Origin of the sequence: Burkholderia mycopellens (assembly GCF_964265025.1) — a bacterium.
Classification (GTDB): domain Bacteria; phylum Pseudomonadota; class Gammaproteobacteria; order Burkholderiales; family Burkholderiaceae; genus Burkholderia.
The window spans coordinates 824,488-843,123 of sequence record NZ_OZ183803.1; the positions used below are offsets into that span (position 1 = coordinate 824,488).

Genomic DNA, 18,636 nt, shown 5'->3' on the forward strand with positions numbered 1-18,636 from the left:
GACGCGGATGCCGCCGAAACGGCATCCGCGCACGCTCAGTACGTGCGGCCGAGCTGCAGGTAGAAGTTGCGGCGGCCGCTGGGCGCGAGCGCTACGCCGATGTAGACGGGCCCGAATGCGGTCGACAGGCTCGTGAAGAACGTGTAGCTCTGCTTGAGCGCGCCGCCGCCGATCTGCTGGCCGCTCGACCAGACGTTGCCGACTTCCGCGCTGGCGCCCACCGACAGCGCCTTGATCGGCGACGCGTTGAACGTCATCAGCTGGTTCATGTAGGTCACCTGCGCATACGCGAGCTCGTTGCCGTTCAGCTGGTCGGCCGCATACGCGGACAGATGCTGAAAGCCGCCGAGCGTGAAGTTGAACGCGTTGATCAGGTTGGTGCCGCCGATGCTCTTGCCGCCTTCGATCGTCGCGCTGACGCTGTGCCGGCCGAACTGCTGCGCAACCATCGCCTTGCCGTAGATCTCGGTGTAGGGCGCGTTGTTGATGCCGTCGTCGAACTCCGACGCCGACCCCCCGTTGTGCGACACCAGCGAGCGCTCGACGCGCAGTTCGGTGAAATAGCCCTTGCGCGGGAACAGCGGATCGTCGAGCTGATCGATGACGAGCCGCGCGCGCGCGGTCAGCGCCTGCGACGTGAAGCTTGGCCACAGCAGCGTCTGGCCGCTGCCGTCATCGAACGGCAGGTTGTAGGTCGGCGAGCCGTGCCCGGTCACATAACCGATACCGATGCGGAAATCGCCGAGCCGCGCAATCGGCAGGCCGAGATCGAGCCCGGCGCGCGCGGTCTGCATCAGGTACTGCGTGATCTTCACGTTGCCGCTGTCGTCGTACAGGTTCGCGTAGCGGCGCTGGTATTCGGCGTACGGCGACAGATAGACGCCGTATGCCATCGACAGCGGCTGGCGGAACTCGATGCGCGCCGATTGCAGGTCGCTGCCGATCGTGGTGTCCGCGCGGAATTCGAGCCCCGATTCGGTGAGCCACGGCCGCCGGTAGCCGACGTGCAGGCGGAAGCCGCCCTCGTCGGTCGAACTGCTCGACATGCCGAGCCCGAACAGCAGGAAATTCGGCCCCCAGTATTTTTCGCGCGCGTTGATCTCGAGCACGTTTTCGTCGCCGTGGCTCACGATCTGCTGCGTGACACTCTCGAAGTTGCCGCCCGTCGTGAGCCCGAGCAGATCCTGGCTGACTGTGTCCGGATCGTAGGTGTCGCCGGGCTTCACGTGCAGCGCGTTGCTGACGACCCGCTTCGGCACGCCGCCGCTGGTCTTGATGTCGATGCGCGTGATCCGGATCGGCGGCGGCAGCGGCTGCGCGTGCGCCGACCGGTAGGCCGCGTACTGTTCCGGCGTGAGCGCGAAGCGTCGCAGCCTTGGCAGCGCCGCGGTCGCGGCGGCCGCGCCGGCGGCGATCGCCTGCTTCGCGTTCTGGAAATCGGTGAACGCGAGCGAGCCGAGGTCCGGCGTGAGCAGCACGTCCTGCGCGTCGAGCTGCTTGCGCTGCGCGGTCACGTTCTGGCGGATCAGGATGCCGACCATCTGCTGCATCACGTCGGCGGGCGACGCGAGCGCGTCGAGCGGGCGCAGTTGCGAGCCGATGTCGACCGCGATCACGACGTTCGCGCCCATCTGCCGCGCGGTGTCGACGGGCAGGTTGCTGACGAGCCCGCCGTCCACGAGCGCGCGCCCGTTGATCTCGGCCGGCGCGAACAGGCCCGGCATCGCCATGCTCGCGCGGATCGCGAGCGGCAGCGAGCCGTGGTCGAGCACCACCATCTGGCCCGTCTGCAGGTCGGTCGCGACCGCGTGGAACGGGATCGGCAGGCGGTCGAACGGCTGGTTGGTCGGCACGGCGGCCGTCCATCTCGCGAGCAGCGCCTGCAGCCGGTTGCCCTGCACGAGGCCGACCGGCGCCTTCACGCCTTTCTTGCCGAAACCGAGCGTCAGCCCGTTGATGTACAGGCGCTCGTCCTCCCGGCTGGTTTGCGGCAGGTCCGCGCGCTCCGTCACGTCGAACGCGATGTCCGCGAGATTGACCTCCGACAGCCGCTGCTGCATCTCGCCGGCGGCCATCCCGCTCGCGTACAGGCCGCCGACCACGGCGCCCATGCTGGTGCCGGCGATGCAGTCGATCGGGATGCGGTTGTCCTCCAGCACCTTGAGGACCCCGAGGTGCGCATAGCCGCGTGCGCCGCCGCCGGACAGCACGAGGCCGATCGACGGGCGGCCGGCCGGGCCGCCGTCGGCTTCGCAGGTGTGCCCGGCTGCGGCGGGCGCCGCAGCCGGCGCGCTGGCGGCAGCGACCGGGGCCGCGGCGGCGGAGCCGGTGGCCGGCAGCGGTTGCGCGGCGACCGTGCAGCACCAGAAGGCGACGAGCGTCGTGCAAAGCGGGCGCAACCGCGCCCAGCGGAAGGAAACGGTCGCTGTCATGGTGGAAATACCTGGCGTGATCGGGCGTCTGAGGCCTGCCGGGAGCAGGCAAGACCGAGAGATTACCGTGTTTTACAGGCGCAATGCGAGAGGCTGTTGCGTAGCCGGATGCGTCCGGAACGGCATTTTTGACAATTCAGTCGCGAAAAAATCATCGGAATTGCCTAAAGTATCGGAACGATTTGCCGCTAAGTTCGTGATGGGGCGGCATGGACGGGCCGCGGAAATGCGGCCCGGCTGCCCTGGCCTGTTCGATTACAAAGGTTTGATATGTCGACACCGCTGTTCGGAAAGTTGTTTGCGCAACCCGTTGCGATCGATCCTGGAACGGCGAGTACGCGGATTTACACGCATGAACGCGGGGTGGTGCTGAACCAGCCGTCGGTCGTCTGCTTCCGCAAGGCCGGCGCCGGTGCGACCGACGCGCGGCCGACGCTCGAGGCCGTCGGCGAGCTTGCGAAGGCGCTGCTCGGCCGCGAACCGGGGCATCTCGAAGCCGTGCGGCCGATGCGGCACGGCGTGATCGCCGACGCGCACGCAGCCGAGCAGATGATCCGCAGCTTCATCGACATGTCGCGCACGCGTTCGCGCTTCGGCCGCCGCGTCGAGGTCACGTTGTGCGTGCCGTCCGACGCGACGGCCGTCGAGCGCCGCGCGCTCCGCGAGGCCGCGTTCGCCGCGGGTGTATCGGAGGTCGAACTGATCGAGGAATCGCTCGCGGCCGGGCTCGGCGCGGGCCTGCCGGTGACCGAGCCGGTGGGCTCGATGGTCGTCGATATCGGCGGCGGGACGACCGAAGTCGCGGTGATCGCGCTCGGCGGCATCGTCTACCGTGAAGCGATTCGCGTGGGCGGCAACCAGTTCGACGCGGCGATCGTCAACCATGTGCGCAACCTGTATGGCGTGCTGCTCGGCGAACAGACGGCCGAGCACGTCAAGCAGACGATCGGCTCGGCCACCAGCGCGGTGCCGCGCAGGTCGACGCGCGCGGTCGGGCGGGGTGTCGGCGACGGCCTGCCGCGCTCGATCGAGCTGTCCAACCACGACGTGGCGGACGCGCTGGCCGCGCCGCTCAAGCAAGTGATCGGCGCGGTGAAGTCGGTGCTGGAGAACGCGCCGGCCGAGCTCGTGACCGACATCGCGAATCGTGGCGTGGTGCTGACGGGCGGCGGTGCGCTGCTCGCGGATTTCGAGCGCCTGCTGTACGACGAGACGGGGCTCGTCGCCCGGATCGCCGACGAGCCGGCCACCTGCGCCGTGCGCGGCGCGGGCGAGGCGATGGGGCGGCTCACGATGTGCCAGGTCGATTGATCCGGGCCGTGCCGGGCGGGCGTCGCCGAGCGGCGCACGCATCGACATTCTTTCGATCTCCCTGTTGCGTACCCGCGTCGCCGGGCACGCTTCTCCGGTCGACTTGCCGGTAGGCCGGCCGTCGTCCGGCATCGGTTCGTCGCGTGGACACCCGAGCGCGCCACGTGCTAGCGTTACGCGCCCGTCCGGGGTCGGGCCAGCCGATACGCCCGACGACCTGAGAGATCGAAAACCTTGAGAAACCACACCAAACGGGGCTTGTTTGCCCGCCTGGGCCGCTTGCTGGCCGTCGTCGCTTGCGTCTGGATCGTCGCGGCCGTTGCGCTCGTCGCGTACGGGATGCGGATGCCGAGCGAGGCGGCCGATGTCGCCGTGATCTTCGGCAACGCGCTCGACGAGACCGGCGCGCCGAAGCCCGTGCTTGCCGCCAGGCTCGACGTCGGCGTGCGCTGCTACCGCGCCGGGCAGTGCCCGGCGTTGCTCGTCAGCGGCGCGATCGACGGCCCCGGGCTAAACGAGGCGACCGCGATGCGCGACTATCTCGTGGCGCGCGGCGTGCCGGCCGACCGGATCACGGTCGACGACCAGGGCGACAACACCCTCGCGACCGCGCAGCACACGCTCGCGTACCTGCAGGCGCACCGCGTGTCGCGCGTGCTGATCGTCAGCCAGTACTACCACCTCGCGCGGGCGCGCCTCGCGTTCGAGCGCGTCGGCATCGCGCGGGCGGACATCTCCGCCGCGTATCCGCGCCGTTTCCAGTTGCGCGACGTCTACTCGAGCTGGCGCGAAGTGCCGGCGTACGCGGTGTATGCGGTGCGACTGTGGGCGAATCCCGATGCGCGGCCGGTTTCGTTCCGGCCGATGCTTTATCTGATGCGCCTGTTTTCGTAGCAGGGCGCGCTTTTCCCGTGACCGTGTCGACGCTTTCGCTGCGAAGCAATCGATGGCGGCACGGGTTGTCCGATCGAGGCGCGGCGGAAATTGCCGCGATCCGCCGAATCCGGGGCATACCGATTCCGGTCTGGCGAGTGATCGGGTGCGAATTATATTGCCACGGTGCTTGACGGGGGCGTAAGTATTGCGTCGCGAGAAATTATCGTGATAATCGTCGCGCAATATCATTTTCTCGCTGATGTGGAGATTGTGTTTATTCGGGAAATTAAAATTTCCCGGCAGATGGTATGCAAAATTTCACGTATTAAGCGCTCCAATAAGTAAAAAATGCGCGCCAATTTTCCCCTGATCCAAAAAGAAAAAGATCGACTGGAAAACCCTGTTTTTTTGATATAGCCTTGTCTGACAAAAGCGGGGCGGGAATCAAATCAACCAGAAAGTCGCTGCGTAAAAAAACAGGGGCCATCGTCATGTCGTCAACCTAGTTTCACACCTGCCTTCAAGGGCCAATTAAAGACTGATCCGAGAATCAACCGACGTCGCGTCGCGACGGCCGGGGCGAATCCTTTCGTCCGTGATTTTCTGCTGCCGGCCGTTCGATTTCATTGCAATGCCAATTCCAATAACGAGGAAAAGCATGAATCTTGCGCGTTCGAAAAAAGCCGGCGAGCCGTTTCCGAGATTGCTGTTGCCGACCGGGGTGTTCCTGGCGCTGTCCGGCGCGGGCATCGTCCCGGCGTATGCGGCCTGTAGTGCGGCGGGGTCCACCGTGTCCTGCTCGGGCGTCGCGAATCCGCTTGCGCCCAGCTATTCGAACAGCGGCAACAACCTGAACGTGACGGTCAACGCCGGCGCGAGCCTCGGCGTGCTGCTCGGCGTTGGCGGCACCGCGCTATCGCTGCAGGGCAGCGGCACCACGCTGACCAACAATGGCACCATCGATCCGTCCGCGCTCGGCACCGGGCTCGGCGTGCTGTCGAGCGGCGCGCTGGTCGGCAACAACCTGGCGAGCACGACCACCATCACCAACAACGGCACGATGAAAGGCTCGACGGGCGTCGCGCTGTCCGGCGTGACCGGGATGGCGCTCGCCGCGCAGAACGGCACGGGCGGCACCACCAACATCACCAACACCGGCACCATCAGCTCGAACGGCCTGATCGGCGCGACCCTGATCGGCTCGGACGCGCCGGTCGTGGTCGCCTACGGCGGCGCGCAGGTCAACTTCAACAACAGTGGAACGATCAACGGCCGCGTCGCGTTCGAGGCATCCGGCACGCCGGGGGCCGGCAATACCTTCACCAACTCGGGCACCATCAACGGCAGCGTCTCGATGGGGGGGAACAGCGTCAATACCTTCACCGCGACCACCGGCTCGTCGGTCAATGCGAACGGCGGCACCGGGGTTGCGCTGAACCTCGGGGTCGGCGCGGTCACGATCGGCATCGCGGCCACCGGCACGGTGGACGGCGGCGCGGGCGGCAACAACACGCTGGTGCTGCGGCAGAACGGCGGCGGCCCGGCGACCGGCTCGATCAACAACAACAACTACATCAACTTCCAGAACCTGCAGGTCAACAGCGGCAACTGGACCACGACCGGCGCGTCGAGTGCGCAGAACGCCACGCTGAATGGCGGCGTGGTGAGCATCGACAACAATGCGGGGCTCGGCACCGGCACCATCACGAGCAACGGCGGCGGGATCGAGAGCGCGAATTCCGGCGTCAACCTGAGCAACGACGTGACGCTCGGCGCGGGCGGGCTGACGGTGCAGGGCGGCAACAATCTCGCGCTGTCGGGGGCGATCAGCGGCAGCGGCGGCCTCACGCAGAACGGTACGGGCACGCTCACGCTGTCGGGCGCGAACACCTATTCGGGCGGCACCGGGCTGAACAGCGGCGAGATCGTGCTGGGCAACGGCGGCGCGCTGGGCTCGGGCACCCTGACCGTCGGCGGGGCGGGCACGCTCGACACGACCGCGAACATGACGGTCGCCAACAACGTCGTGATCAACGGCGGCACGACCCTGACGCTCGGCGGCAGCAACAATCTCGGGCTGTCGGGCGCGATCTCGGGCGGGGGCGGAATGGTGCAGAACGGCCCGGGCACGACCACCCTGACCGGCGCGAACACCTATACGGGCGGCACGACGATCAACAGCGGGATCGTGTCGATTGGCGCCGGCGGCAGCCTCGCGGCGACGGGCGCGGTCAACGTGGCGGGCGCGGGCGCGGCCTTCGATATCAGCGGCGCGGGGACGAACCAGACCATCGGCGCGTTGAGCGGGGTGGCCGGCTCGACGGTGACCCTCGGCGGCAACGGGCTGACGTTCGGCGACGGCACGAACCAGACCTTCGGCGGCGCGATCACGGGTACGGGCGGGATCACGAAAGCGGGCACGGGCACGGAAACGCTGACGGGGGCGAACACCTATACGGGCGGCACGACGATCGCGAACGGCACGCTGGCGATCGGCGTGGGCGGCAGTCTCGCGGCAACGGGCGCGGTCAACGTGGCGGGCGCGGGCGCGACCTTCGATATCAGCGGCGCGGGGACCAATCAGATCATCGGTGCGTTGAGCGGCGGGGCCGGCTCGACGGTGTCGCTGGGCGGTAACGGCCTGACGTTCGGCGACGGCACGAACCAGACCTTCGGCGGCGCGATCACCGGTACGGGCGGGGTCACGAAGCAGGGCAGCGGCACGGAAACGCTGACGGGCGCGAACACCTACACGGGTGGCACGACCATCAACGCGGGCACGCTGTCGATCGTCGGGGGCGGCAGTCTCGCGGCGACGGGTACGGTGACGCTCGCGAACTCGGGTACGACGCTCGACATCAGCGGCGCGAATGGGAACCAGACGATCGGCGCGTTGAGCGGCGCGGGCGGGTCGAACGTAACCCTGGGCGGCAACGGGCTGACATTCGGCGACGGCACGAACCAGACCTTCGGCGGTGCGATCACCGGTACGGGCGGGATCACGAAGGCGGGCACGGGCACGGAAACGCTGACGGGGGCGAACACCTACACGGGCGGGACGACGATCAACGCGGGCACGCTGTCGATCGTCGGGGACGGCAGTCTCGCGGCGACGGGTACGGTGACGCTCGCGAACTCGGGTACGACGTTCGACGTCAGCGGCGCGAATGGGAACCAGACGATCGGCGCGCTGAACGGCGTGGGCGGATCGAACGTGAGTCTCGGCGGCAAATCGCTGACCCTCGGCGGGACGACGAACGGCACGTTTGGCGGCGTGATCGCGGGCTCGGGCGGCATCACGAAGCAGGGCAGCGGCACGGAGACGCTGACGGGCGCGAACACCTATACGGGCGGCACGACGATCGCGAACGGCACGCTGGCGCTCAGCGGCGGCGGCAGTCTTGCGTCGACGGGTGCGGTGAGCCTGACGGGCAACGGCGCGACGCTCGACCTGAGCGGCGCGAACGGGAATCAGACGATCGGCGCATTGAGCGGCGTGAGCGAGTCGAACGTGACGCTGGGCGGCAACGGGCTGACGTTCGGCGACGGCACGAACCAGACCTTCGGCGGCGCGATCACGGGTACGGGCGGGATCACGAAGCAGGGCAGCGGCACGGAAACGCTAACGGGCGCGAACACCTACACGGGCGGCACGACGATCGCGAACGGCACGCTGGCGCTCAGCGGGAGCGGCAGCCTTGCGTCGACGGGGGCGGTGAGCCTGACGGGCAACGGCGCGACGCTCGACCTGAGCGGCGCGAACGGGAACCAGACGATCGGCGCGTTGAGCGGCGCGGGCGGGTCGAACGTGACCCTGGGCGGCAACGGCCTGACGTTCGGCGACGGGACGAACCAGACCTTCGGCGGCGCGATTACGGGTACGGGCGGGATCACGAAGCAGGGCACAGGTACGGAAACGCTGACGGGCGCGAACACCTACACGGGCGGGACGACGATCGCGAACGGCACGCTGGCGCTCAGCGGCAGCGGCAGCCTTGCGTCGACGGGCGCGGTGAGCCTGACGGGCATCGGCGCGACGCTCGACCTGAGCGGCGCGAACGGGAACCAGACGATTGGCGCATTGAGCGGCGCGGGCGGGTCGAACGTGACCCTGGGCGGCAACGGGCTGACGTTCGGCGACGGCACGAACCAGACCTTCGGCGGCGCGATTGCGGGCACGGGCGGAATCACGAAGCAGGGCACCGGCACGGAAACGCTGACGGGCGCGAACACCTACACGGGCGGCACGACGATCGCGAACGGCACGTTGGCGCTCAGCGGCAGCGGCAGTCTCGCGTCGACGGGTGCGGTGAGCCTGACGGGCAACGGCGCGACGCTCGACCTGAGCGGCGCGAACGGGAACCAGACGATCGGCGCGTTGAGCGGCGCGGGCGGGTCGAACGTGAGCCTGGGCGGTAACGGGCTGACGTTCGGCGACGGCACGAACCAGACCTTCGGCGGCGCGATCGCGGGCACGGGCGGGATCACGAAGGCGGGCACGGGCACGGAAACGCTGACGGGGGCGAACACGTACACGGGTGGCACGACCATCAACGCGGGCACGCTGTCGATCGTCGGCAGCGGCAGTCTCGCAGCGACGGGTACGGTGACGCTCGCGAACTCGGGTACGACGTTCGACGTCAGCGGCGCGAACGGGAACCAGACGATCGGCGTGCTGAACGGCGTGGGCGGATCGAACGTGAGTCTCGGCGGCAAGTCGCTGACCCTCGGCGGGACGACGAACGGCACGTTCGGCGGCGTGATCGCAGGCTCGGGCGGGATCACGAAGCAAGGCGGCGGCACGGAAACGCTGACGGGGGCGAACACCTACACGGGTGGGACGACGATCAACGCGGGCACGCTGGCGATCGTCGGCAGCGGCAGCCTCGCGGCGACGGGTACGGTGACGCTCGCGAACTCGGGTACGACGTTCGACATCAGCGGCGCGAATGGGAACCAGACGATCGGCGCATTGAGCGGCGTGGGCGAGTCGAATGTGACCCTGGGCGGCAACGGCCTGACGTTCGGCGACGGCACGAACCAGACCTTCGGCGGCGCGATCACGGGCTCGGGCGGGATCACGAAGCAGGGCACGGGCACGGAAACGCTGACGGGCACGAACACCTATACGGGCGGCACGACGATCGCGAACGGCACGCTGGCGATCGGCGGCAACGGCAGCCTTGCGTCGACCGGCACGGTGACGCTCGCGAACCTGGGCACGACCTTCGACATCAGCGGGGCCAGTGGCGCGCAGACAATCGGCGCGCTGAACGGCGTGGGCGGGTCGAACCTGAACCTGGGCGGCAACTCGCTGACTTTGGGCGGGACCACGAACGGCACGTTCGGTGGCGCAATCGGCGGCTCGGGCGGCATCACGAAGGCGGGCGCGGGCACGGAGACGTTGACGGGCGCGAATACCTACACGGGCGGGACGACGATCGCGGGCGGCACGCTGGCGATCGGCGGGAGCGGCAGTCTCGCGGCGACGGGTGCGGTGAACCTCACCGGCAACGGTTCGACGCTCGACCTGAGCGGCGCCGGCGGGGCGCAGATGATCGGCGCGCTGTCCGGCACGGGCGGTACGACGGTCGATCTCGGCGCGAACGCGCTGGCGCTCGGCAACGGCGGCGGCAGCGCGACCTTCGGCGGCACGCTGACGGGCAACGGCTCGCTGACGAAGGTCGGCGCGGGCACGCAGACGCTGACGGGGACCAACAGCTATACCGGCGGCACGACGATCGACGCCGGTAAGCTGGTGATCGGCGCGGGCGGCAGTCTCGCGGCGACGGGCGCGGTGAACCTGGCCGGCTCGGGCGCGTCGCTCGACATCGGCGCGTCGGGGGCGAACCAGACGATCGGCTCGCTGTCCGGCATCGGCGGCACGAACGTCACGCTTGGGAGCAACACGCTCACGTTCGGCGACAGCACGAACGCGACTTTCGGCGGCGCGCTCGGCGGCACGGGCGGGATCGTGAAGCAGGGCAGCGGCACTGAGACGCTGACGGGCGCGAACACCTATACCGGCGCGACGACGATCAACGCGGGCAATCTGGTGATCGGCTCGGGCGGCAGCCTGTCGAACGCGACCACCGTCAATCTCGGCGCGGCGGGCACGGGATTCACGCTCGGCAACGGCGCCGGCGCGCAGACGATCGGCGGGCTGGCCGGCGTCGCGGGCAGCAACGTTTCGCTCGGGACGAATACGCTGACGCTCGCGGGTTCGGGCAACACGTCGTTCGGCGGCACGCTCGGCGGCGCCGGCGGCCTCGTGAAGAGCGGCACCGGCACGCAGACGCTGTCGGGCAACAACACGTATGCGGGCGGCACCACGGTCACGGGCGGCACGCTCGTGCTCGGCAGCAACGGCGCGCTCGGCACCGGCGGGTTGACGGTCGGCGCGTCGAGCACGATCGACACGACGACCGCGGTGACCGTCGCGAACCCGGTGACGCTGAATGCCGGCGCGACGATCGGCGGCACCGCGGACCTGACGCTGTCGGGCGTGGTATCGGGCGCGGGCGGTCTTGTCAAGAACGGCCAGAGCACGCTGACGCTGAACAACAGCAACACCTTCCAGGGCGGCACGGTGCTCAACAGCGGCTCGCTGGTGCTCGGCAACGGCAGTGCGCTCGGCACGGGCGGGCTCACGCTGAACGGCGGCAGCATCGCACTCGGCAATACCCAGTTGACGTTGCCCACGCTGAGCGGGGCAGCGGGCGGCACGCTCGACACCGGCACGGGCGGCCTCACGGTCACGGGCAGCGGCGCCTACGGCGGCACGCTGGCGGGCGGCGGCTCGCTGACCAAGAGCGGCAGCGGCACGCTGATCCTGTCCGGCGCGAACACGTATGCCGGCGGCACGACCATCAGCGGCGGCGCGCTGCAGATCGGCAGCGGCGGTACCACGGGCAGCCTCGCGGGCAACATCGCGGATGCGGGGGCGCTGATCTTCAACCGTTCGGACAACACGTCGTTCGGCGGTGCGATCTCGGGCGCCGGTTCGCTGACGCAGGCCGGCAGCGGGCAACTGACGTTGACGGGCACCAGCACGCTGAGCGGCCCGACCACGGTCAGCGCGGGCACGCTCGCCGTCAACGGTTCGCTCGGCCAGTCGACCGTGACCGTGCAGAGCGGCGCGACGGTCACGGGCACCGGCACGATCGGCGGCCTCGTGGTGCAGGGCGGCGCGACGGCGGCCGCGTCGCAGCCGGGCGCGGCGCTGAACGTGGGCGGCAACGTCACGTTCCAGCCGGGTTCGACGTTCCAGGTCGCGGCCACGCCGCAGCAAAGCGGCAGCCTCGCGGCGGGCGGCACGGCGACGCTGAACGGCGGCAACGTGCAAGTGCTCGCGAACCAGGGCAGCTACCAGCCGAGCACGACCTACACGATCCTGACCGCCGCGTCGGGCGTGCAGGGTGCGTTCAGCCAGGTGAGCGCGAACTACGCGTTCCTGATGCCGAAGCTCAGCTACGATCCGAACCACGTTTACCTGCAATTGGTCGCGAACGGCACGTCGCTGCCCGACGTCGCGACGACGCCGAACCAGCGCTCCGTCGCGGCCGCGCTCGGCGGGCTCGGCGCGGGCAACCCGCTGTACGACGCCGTGGTGACGACCGACGCGGCGACCGCGCGCCGCGCCTACGGGCTGCTCGACGGCGAACTGCAGGCAAGCCTGAAGAGCATGCTGCTGCTCGACAGCCGCTATGTGCGCGACGCAGTGACCGATCGTGTCCGCCAGGGCCTCGCGCCCGGATCCGGCCCGCTCGCCGCGCTGTCGTCGGGCGGCGCGGCCTTGTGCGGCGACAACACGGCTGGTGCGGTCGACCCGACGCTGCCGCCGGAACGCCGGATCGGCTCGCGCGACGGCTGCTACGGCGGCACACCTTACCAGCCGGTCGTTTGGGGGCAGGCGTTCGGCGGCCGCAGCCGGCTCACCGGCGACGGCAACGCGTCGACGATCAACCGCAGCATGACGGGCTTCATCGCCGGCGCCGACATGGCGCTCAACGACAAGTGGCGTGCGGGCCTGGCCGCCGGTGTCACGCACAGCTCGCTCGACAACGACCAGAGTTCGTCGGCGTCGGTGAACAGCTACTACCTGTCGCTGTACGGCGGTGCGCAGTACGGCGCACTCGGCGTGCGCGGCGGCGCGTCGTACACGTGGTACCGGATCAACAGCGACCGTTCGCCGGGCTTCGCGGGCTTCTCCGACCACGATTCGGCCGGCTACGACGCGAATTCGGCGCAGGTGTTCGGCGAAATCGGCTACGCGCTGCCGGTCGGGCCCGTGGCGATCGAACCGTTCGCGGGCCTCGCGTATGTGAACCTGCATACCGACGGCTATACGGAAACCGGGGGCGCGGCCGCGCTGCGCGCCGGCGGCGAGACGACGCACGTCGGCTTCTCGACCCTCGGCTTGCGCGCGGCGTCGCAACTCGGCTCGATCGCGAGCGGCACGTTCACCGCGCGCGGGACGGTCGGCTGGCGGCATGCGTTCGGCAACGTGAGTCCGTCGTCGGCGTTCACGTTCGCGAATGGCGGCACGTCGTTCCAGGTATCGGGCGTGCCGATTGCCCGCGACAGCGCCGTGCTCGAGGCCGGCATCGACGCGAACATCACGAAGCGCCTGACGCTCGGCCTCACGTACAGCGGCCAGTACGGCAGCGGCGTGCGCGACAACGCGATTCTCGGCAACATCCTGTGGAAGTTCTGACCGGCGCCTGACGTGCGCGCGATGGCATGCGGCGACGACAAGGTCGCAGGCCATCGCGTCTGCCTCGTCGCTGCGCGCGTCCCCCGTTCTGTCCTATCCTGTGCGAAACACGCGACGCGCCGCGCGTTGCGACCCGACACAGGAGCATCGATGCCGAATCACGCTGAAGCCACGACGACCCAGGCGCCGCAAGTCGCGCCTGTTGCCCCGAACCCGACGTCGGGCCCCGCATTCATCGCGCCCGAAGCCGATCCGCAGGGACTGGCGCGCAACAACCAGTACGTCCTGAAATCCGGTGATGCGTTCGTGGTCAGCGACGCGCTCGGCGACATCGGCGGTCATGACGACGGCCTGTTCGTCGACGACATGCGCGTGCTGTCGAAGTGGCGCCTGACCTTCGGCGGCCGTGCGCCGTCGCTGCTGTCGGGCGCGACGAGCGCCGACAACGCGTCGTTCACCGCGCACCTGACGAACCGCCCGCTGCCGCCGCTCGGGGGCCGCGAAACGCCGGAGGGCGTGATCCATATCGAGCGGATGCGTGTGCTCGCGGGCGACGTGCTTTACGAAGCGCTGACGCTGACGAACTACGGCGCGAGCGAAGCCGAGGTGCCGCTGTCGCTGTCGTTCGCGGCCGATTTCAAGGACATGTTCGAAGTGCGCGGCACGCAGCGCCCGAAGCGGGGCACCGCGGCGGCGCCGCGCGTCGACGCGGGCGCGGTGCGGTTGCGCTATGACGGCCTCGACGGCGTCGAGCGCAACGTGACCGTGCATTTCTCGCCGGCGCCCGATGCGCTGTCGGTCGATCGTGCCGACTACACGCTGACGATCGCCGCGCAGGCCTGCGTGTCGATCTACCTGACCGTCGATGCGACGCTCGGCCCGGCGCATGCGGAAGGGCCGGGATGTGGCCGCGTCGTGCTGCGCACCGCGCTCGTCGGCGTGCACCGCGAGATGCGCGCGCGGCGCGAATCGATGGCGCGCGTGAACACCGGCAATCCGCTGTTCGACGCGTGGCTCGACCGCTCGCTCGCGGATCTCGGGCTGCTCACGACGCAGCTCGACACGGGGCCGTACCCGTATGCGGGCATTCCATGGTTCTCGACGCCGTTCGGCCGCGACGCGGTGATCACGTCGCTGCAGATGCTGTGGCTGCAGCCGTCGCTTGCGCGCGGCGTGCTGCGCTTCCTGGCCGAGCATCAGGCGCGCGAGACCTCCGCGTTCCGCGATGCCGAGCCCGGCAAGATCATGCACGAGTTCCGCCGCAGCGAGATGGCCGCGACGGGTGAAGTGCCGTTCGCGCTGTACTACGGCGGGGTCGACACGACGCCGCTGTTCATCGTGCTCGCGGGCGCGTATGTCGAGCGCACCGGCGACGATGCGCTGATCGACGAGCTGTGGCCCGCGCTCGAGCGCGCCGCGCAATGGGTGATCGACAAGTGCGACCGCAATCCTTACGGACTGCTTGATTATCAGCGCACGTCGGAGCGCGGCCTCGCGAACCAGGGCTGGAAGGACAGCCACGATTCGGTGTTCCACGCGGACGGCCGCTTCCCGGATGGGCCGATCGCGCTCGTCGAAGTGCAGGCGTATGCGTGCGCGGCGCTCGATGCGATGTCGGTGTGCTCGCACCGGCGTGGCCACGCGGCCGATGCGACCCGCTATGCGTTGCGCGCGAAGACGCTGCGCGAGCAGGTCGACGCGCTGTTCTGGATGCCGGAAGGCGATTTCTACGGCATCGCGCTCGATGGTCACGGCGACCTCTGCCGCGTGTTCGCGTCGAACGCGGGCCACCTGCTCGCGTTCGGGCTGCCCGACGCCGAGCGCGGCGCGGCGGTCGCCGGCGTGCTCGGCTCGACGCTGTTCCAGACGGGCTGGGGCATCCGCACGCTGGCGGCCGGCCAGCCGCGCTTCAACCCGATGGCGTATCACAACGGTTCGGTGTGGCCGCACGACAATGCGCTGATCGCGCGCGGGCTGGCGCGCTACGGGGACAAGACCGCCGCGGTGAACCTGTTGCGCGCGCTGTTCGAGGCGGCGGTGAGCTTCGAGATGCGCCTGCCCGAACTGTTCTGCGGGTTCCCGCGCCGGCGCGGCGAACCGCCGACCGCGTATCCGGTGGCTTGCCTGCCGCAGGCGTGGGCGGCCGGTGCGCCGTTCATGATGCTGCAGGCCTGCCTCGGCGTGAGCATCGATGCGTCGCGCCACGAGGTGCGCGTCGAGCGCCCGGCGCTGCCGGAAGGCGTCGACTGGCTGCGGATCGACGCGTTGCGCGTCGGCGACGAAACCGTGTCGCTCACGTTCCGCCGCGTCGACGGCCAGGTCGTCGCGTCGGCGGAGCAGCCGGGCGGGGTGAAGGTGGTCGCGGTGCTGTAGCGCGGCGCGGCGCGAATGTTGCGCGATGTCGCGCCACGTTCGCGCGCAGCGGCATAGAATCGTGACATGACCCTTGAACAATGGCGGAGGTAGACGATGACGACCGACAACCGGCCCGACGACAGCGAGCACAAGCTCGAGAATCTGGAAGCGGCGGTCGACCACCTGCACAAGTCGATCGAATCGCAGAGCATCGCGGTCGGCGCGGCGAAGGGCATCCTGTTCAGCCTGATCGAAACGCTCGGCGCGCTGATCGGCGATCCCGACCTGCCCGAGCATGCGCGCTCGGGCTACGAGGCGCTGCGCGACAAGGCGAGCGAATTGCGCGGCGGGCTCGACCGGCATTGATCCCCGGATGGCGCCGGCGCTCGCCGCACGGGCCGCGCCGGCGCTGCCCGATTCTGCAGACGAAGCACAAAACCCCGTGCGCTCAATGAGTTAGGCGGCCGATACGCAGGATATCCACAAGCTTGCCAACACAATCTGTGGAGAACCGTCCGGCCCTGGGCCCGGTGCGGCGAGGCCCGTGCGAAAGCACCGGCGCTGCCACAGGCTTGACCTCGCAAGGTCCGTGAATTGAATCCCCTTTTGCATCAGGGCGTTACGCGCCGCATCTGAGGGATATCCACAGGCTTGCCAACATATTCTGTGGACAACTTGCAATCGATTGCGTCGCGACAGTTGAGGATCGGGCCGTCCGGGGCCGGCGCGTGAAGCCCGTGAATACAGGCTGCCCGATGTCTAAGTCGTCACGCTAATTCGTGCGCGATCAAGGGCTTAGGTCCCGGGTACCCAGGATATCCACATCCTTGCCAACACTTTCTGTGGACAAGCAGGGCCGCGTCATTCGGCCGGCGCCGTGGCGGCCGCTTCGGCCACGATCCAGTCGCGAAAGAGTGTCATCGCCGGCGTGAGCGGCTTCGACTTCAGCGAGGTGAGCCAGTAGCCGCCGGCGCGCACGTCGATGTCGAGCGGTCGCACGAGCAGGCCGAGCTGCAGTTCGCGCGCGAACATGCACGCCGGCGCAAGCGCGATGCCCGCGCCCTGCATCGCAGCCTCGACCATCAGCCGCGACGAATCGAACACGGGCCCGTTGACCGCCCACGGCGCGAGCTGCGCGGCATCGAACCAGCCGTGCCATTCGTCGGTGCGGTACGAGCGCAGCAGCGTTTCGTTCGCGAGATCGGCCGGTTGTGCGAGGCGCCGCGCGATGTCCGGCGCGCACAGCGCGGTCAGCGGCGCATCGAGCAGGCGCTCGTTGCGCGTGGTCGGCCAGTTGCCTTCTCCGAAGCGGATCGCGAAGTCGAGGCCCTCGGCGGCGAGATCGACGACGTTGTTGTTGGTCCGCATCCGCAACTCGACGAACGGGTGCGTATCGCTGAACTGTTTCAGGCGCGGCATTAGCCAGCCTATGGCAAAGGTGCCGACCACGCCAAGCGTCAGCACCTCGCGGAAGCGCCCGCCGTCGAACTGCTTGAGCACCGTCTCGATGCGGCTGAATGCGTCGCTCAGCACGGGCAGCAGCGCGCGCCCCTCGTCGGTGAGCCCGAGGCCGCGCGGCAGCCGCGTGAACAGCGTGCAGCCGAGCCGCTCCTCCAGCGAACGCACCTGCTGGCTGACCGCGGCCTGGGTCACGCTCAGCTCGAGGCCGGCGCGTGTGAAGTTCAGGTGGCGCGCCGACGATTCGAACGCGCGCAGCGCATTGAGCGGAAGATGAGGGCGGAGCTTAGTCATAAGGATTTCTTTTGTCAGCGCTCAATTATCGTTGCTTGTCAGGCAACCGTAAAGTCCCGATAGTGCTGTCTCGCCGGCCGGGCGCGTTCAACCCCCTTTCGCTCACATTCCTCCACGAGACAACCGACATGACCCACTCATCGAAACGTCGAACCTTGTTGCTGGCCGCTGCGACAGCGCCGCTCGCCCTGACCGTCGCCGCGTGCGCGTCGCGGCAGACTGCTACGCCGGACCCGTCGTCGAGCGAGGCCGCCGCCGCGGTCGGGGCGGCCCCGCTCGACGCGGCGACGGTTGATGCGCTGGCGGCGCTCGAACGCAGCGCGGGCGGCCGCCTCGGCGTGTGCGCGATCGACATCGCAAGCGGCCGGCGCGTAGCACATCGCCAGAACGAGCGCTTCCCGTTCTGCAGCACGTTCAAGGCGATGCTGAGCGCGGCGGTGCTGGCGCAGAGCGTCGAGCGCCCCGCGTTGCTGCAACAGCGCGTGACGTATATCCAGGCCGACCTCGTCAACTATTCGCCGGTGTCGAAACAGCATGTCGGTGAGGGCATGACGGTTGCCGCGCTGTGCGAGGCCGCGATCCAGTACAGCGACAACTCGGCCGCGAACCTGCTGATGAAGCTGCTCGGCGGCCCGCAGGCGGTGACGGCCTACGCGCGCTCGATCGGCGACGACACGTTCCGGCTCGATCGATGGGAGACCGAACTGAATACCGCGCTGCCCGGCGACCCGCGCGACACGACGACGCCGGCCGCGATGGCCGCGAGCATGCGCGTGCTGATGGTTGGCGACGCGCTGCCGGCCGCGCAGCGTGCGCAGCTCGTCGCGTGGATGCGCGGCAACAAGGTCGGCGACAAGCGACTCCGTGCGGGCGTGCCGGCCGGGTGGACGGTCGGCGACAAGACGGGCACCGGCGACTACGGGACCACCAACGACGCGGGTGTCGCGTGGTCGCCGTCGGGTGCGCCGATCGCGCTGGCCGTGTACTACACGCAGGCGCGTGCCGATGCGCGCGCGAAGGACGACGTGATCGCGTCGGTCGCACGCATCGTGGTCCGCGCATTCGGTTGAGGCGGGCGGCGCGGCGTGCGTGTGTGATCCGCATGCATGCCGTGCCTCGGCCGTGACCTGCGTGATCAAACGTTGTGCGATCAACGACTTAGGTCATGCATGCTCAGGATATCCACACGCTTGC

At 69.0% G+C, this 18,636-nt stretch carries 8 protein-coding genes; 6 read left to right on the forward strand and 2 right to left on the reverse strand.

Annotated features, from left to right (window positions below):
- Window positions 1-35 precede the first annotated feature (35 nt).
- Window positions 36-2,432, reverse strand: a complete 2,397-nt coding sequence (locus ACPTTC_RS21980; RefSeq protein WP_423393891.1) for a patatin-like phospholipase family protein — start codon at window positions 2,430-2,432, stop codon at window positions 36-38.
- Between the two features lie 270 nt (window positions 2,433-2,702).
- Between ACPTTC_RS21980 and ACPTTC_RS21985 the strand changes: the two genes are divergently transcribed.
- The 5 genes from ACPTTC_RS21985 (at window position 2,703) to ACPTTC_RS22005 (ending at window position 16,056) form a co-directional block, all read left to right on the forward strand.
- A complete protein-coding gene (locus ACPTTC_RS21985; protein WP_089426971.1) occupies window positions 2,703-3,743 on the forward strand; it encodes a rod shape-determining protein in 1,041 nt (346 codons plus the stop codon).
- 234 nt (window positions 3,744-3,977) lie between these two features.
- Window positions 3,978-4,637 (forward strand): YdcF family protein, encoded by a 660-nt coding sequence (locus ACPTTC_RS21990; protein WP_423393892.1) that lies wholly within the window; start codon window positions 3,978-3,980, stop codon window positions 4,635-4,637.
- Between the two features lie 640 nt (window positions 4,638-5,277).
- The gene (locus ACPTTC_RS21995) at window positions 5,278-13,335 is read left to right on the forward strand and encodes an autotransporter-associated beta strand repeat-containing protein (protein ID WP_423393893.1); all 8,058 of its coding nucleotides are present in this window, start codon (window positions 5,278-5,280) and stop codon (window positions 13,333-13,335) included.
- 150 nt (window positions 13,336-13,485) lie between these two features.
- A complete protein-coding gene (locus ACPTTC_RS22000) occupies window positions 13,486-15,708 on the forward strand; it encodes a glycogen debranching N-terminal domain-containing protein (protein ID WP_423393894.1) in 2,223 nt (740 codons plus the stop codon).
- A 96-nt stretch (window positions 15,709-15,804) separates the two neighbouring features.
- On the forward strand, window positions 15,805-16,056 hold the full coding sequence (locus ACPTTC_RS22005) for a hypothetical protein (RefSeq protein WP_011354368.1): 252 nt from the start codon (window positions 15,805-15,807) through the stop codon (window positions 16,054-16,056).
- A 495-nt stretch (window positions 16,057-16,551) separates the two neighbouring features.
- Here ACPTTC_RS22005 and penR read toward each other — a convergent pair whose 3' ends face one another.
- A complete protein-coding gene (gene penR / locus ACPTTC_RS22010; protein WP_423393895.1) occupies window positions 16,552-17,442 on the reverse strand; it encodes a beta-lactamase transcriptional regulator PenR in 891 nt (296 codons plus the stop codon).
- 128 nt (window positions 17,443-17,570) lie between these two features.
- On the opposite strand from penR, the gene blaPEN-bcc reads away from it, so the two are divergent.
- Entirely contained in the window at window positions 17,571-18,512 is a 942-nt protein-coding gene (blaPEN-bcc, locus tag ACPTTC_RS22015) for a PEN family class A beta-lactamase, Bcc-type (RefSeq protein ID WP_423393896.1), read from the forward strand.
- The last annotated feature ends 124 nt before the right edge of the window (window positions 18,513-18,636 follow it).